Consider the following 2228-nt stretch of genomic DNA (forward strand, 5'->3'; position numbering starts at 1 on the left):
GCCGCCCCCGCGATCTGATGCGCGCCGGGGCGGGTGGCTCCTGCGGACCCGAGGCCGAAGAGAATGACGAAGACCGGCGAGGTGGAGTTCAGCACGCTGGCCAGCCCCGCGCCGGTGAATTGCTGACCCCAGGCCAGCACCGTCCATGCGCCGATGCTGTTGAGAAAAGACTGTATCCAGAGGCGGGCCCATGTCGCCCGGTCGCGCGGCAAGGTTTCGCCGCGCCATCGGAGTACGATCAGCAAAAGGGCCGCAGCAACCGCGACCCGGATCGCGATGAGTGTCAGCGGCGGAAAGTTGGTAACCGCCACCCGGATGAACAGATAGGACGATCCCCAAAGCAGGGCGAGAAGTCCCAGCACGGCGTATTCACTGGCCGGATGCAGCGCGTGGCTCATCCGTGTTCAGCCCGGCTGTCATCGGGGGCCGCCGCCCGGTCGGTCAGCCCGTAATCGCGGATGACTTCGGCCACCCGCAGCCTGTAATCGGCGAATATACCGTCCCGCCCCTTGGCCTGCGCCGCGCGGTGGGCGGTAAGCGTCCGCCAGCGCTGCACCGCCTCTTCATCGCGGAAAAACGAGAGCGACAGGATCTTCGACGGATCGCTGAGGCTCTGGAACCGTTCGACCGAGAGGAAGCCCTCTACCCCGTCAAGCAACGGGCGCAGATCGGCGGCGATGTCGAGATAGTCGTCCTTGCGTCCCTCGGCGGGTGTGACCTCGAAAATGACAGCGACGTTCCTGTTCGGGCGCGTCGGGAGGATGAAGTCACGCGTGATGTGGTGGAGTTCGCGGCGATTGGTTTCAAGATGGGCAAGGTGCGTTGCGCGGGCGAATTTCACGTCCTGTTTCTGTGGTGCATTCGAGAATGCCTCGAAAAGCCAGGCAGCGTCGGCATCCGTCGAGAGACTGTCCCATTCGCCACGCGCAATCAGCACCGGGCAGGTGATTTTTGCTGGGTCGTAGGGGAAATGCCCTGACCATATTGTGGCGATATCCGCTGCCGGGCCGGAAGGGACGCGGACTGCGGGCGGGGTTCGGTTGTAAGCGTCGGTATCGGTCCCGAGATAGGCAACCGCCCATTCCGCGAACTGCTTTTCATCAAGTGCCGGTGCCGCGCCAGCGGGTATGTCGGCGACAAAACGGTCATGCTGGGATTTGACCGTAATGTCGCGGAACGGTGCGTCTGGATGCGGGTGATGAGCATCACGTTGGGCGATAGGGCCAAAGAGGACAAGCCGGTCGACAATGTCAGGTCGCAGGGCCGCAAAAGCGCCGGCGGGAAGCGTGCCCCACGAGTGGGCAATCAGGGAAAGACGCGGTGCGCCCGTCAGCCGAAGAAGCTCATCGACGGCGCTTGCGATCTGGGCGCGAGCGTCGGCGCAGCGCAAAGGATTGGCGGTACGGTCTGAGCGCCCGAACCCCAGAAAGTCGAGCCCCCAAACCGAATGACCGACAGCAGCAAGCTCATCCGCCCAGGAACGTCCTTCGAGCCGATAACCGATCGACAATTCGCTCGGTAATGTCGCGCCATGAATGTAGAGGACGGGCGCGCCGCCTCCGCCGAAATGATGCAGGGCAAGAGTGTCGCCGCCATAGATAATCTTGTGGATCGTCATCGCATTTCACCATGCGGGGTCGAGGCGCATTTCAGGAATGTCCGATCCTCGCGCAGAATGAACTTTTCCGATTGGGCGAAGGCGTAGTTTTCGCGGCCCAAAGGGTCGGCGGCAAGGCGGGCGCGATAGGCCTCATAGGCGGCGAGGCTGTCGATATTGTAGATGCCGTAAGCCAGTGTGCTCGACCCTTCATGCGGCGCGTAGTAGCCGATCAGGTCCGCGCCTGAACGGGGAATGGCCTGCCCCCAGTTTTGCGCGTAACGGGCGAACTGGTCGCGTTTGGTCGGGTCGATATGGTAGCGGATGATGCAGGTCAGCATGTCATTCTCCTGTCTTCGGGGCGACAGGATAGCGGATTGCCTGACGTGAATGGTTCGGCTATGATCGAACTATGAAAGAAGGCCCCGACATCGCCCGCATCGCCGCCCTGATCGGCGACCCGGCCCGCGCCAATATCCTGACCGCCTTGATGAGCGGCAAGGCCCTGACCGCGACGGAACTGGCGCGTGAGGCGGGGGTCACCTTGCAGACCGCGAGCGGGCATCTGGCCAAACTGGAACGGGGCGGGCTGACACAGGTGCTGAAACAGGGGCGGCACAAATATGTCTCG

General features: G+C 63.0%; 4 protein-coding genes and 1 pseudogene. 1 reads left to right on the forward strand and 4 read right to left on the reverse strand.

What is annotated here, in order from left to right; translation table 11 throughout:
- The 4 genes and pseudogenes from WBB85_RS09010 to WBB85_RS09025 all read right to left on the reverse strand — a co-directional run.
- On the reverse strand, positions 1-398 hold a 398-nt coding region (locus WBB85_RS09010), incomplete at its 3' end, for an EamA family transporter (protein WP_432638290.1).
- Positions 395-763, reverse strand: a complete 369-nt coding sequence (locus WBB85_RS09015; RefSeq protein WP_432638293.1) for an antibiotic biosynthesis monooxygenase family protein — start codon at positions 761-763, stop codon at positions 395-397. The genes WBB85_RS09010 and WBB85_RS09015, both read right to left, overlap by 4 nt.
- 48 nt (positions 764-811) lie before the next feature.
- A pseudogene (locus WBB85_RS09020) lies at positions 812-1618 on the reverse strand (alpha/beta fold hydrolase); the annotation flags it as partial.
- The gene (locus WBB85_RS09025; protein ID WP_432638291.1) at positions 1615-1938 is read right to left on the reverse strand and encodes an NIPSNAP family protein; all 324 of its coding nucleotides are present in this window, start codon (positions 1936-1938) and stop codon (positions 1615-1617) included. The gene WBB85_RS09025 and the pseudogene WBB85_RS09020, both read right to left, overlap by 4 nt.
- Positions 1939-2009: 71 nt before the next feature.
- On the opposite strand from WBB85_RS09025, the gene WBB85_RS09030 reads away from it, so the two are divergent.
- A partial coding sequence (locus tag WBB85_RS09030; RefSeq protein ID WP_432638292.1) for an ArsR/SmtB family transcription factor occupies positions 2010-2228 on the forward strand: 219 nt, incomplete at its 3' end.

This window comes from Albidovulum sp., from assembly GCF_049646345.1.
In the GTDB taxonomy this organism is placed as follows: domain Bacteria; phylum Pseudomonadota; class Alphaproteobacteria; order Rhodobacterales; family Rhodobacteraceae; genus Albidovulum.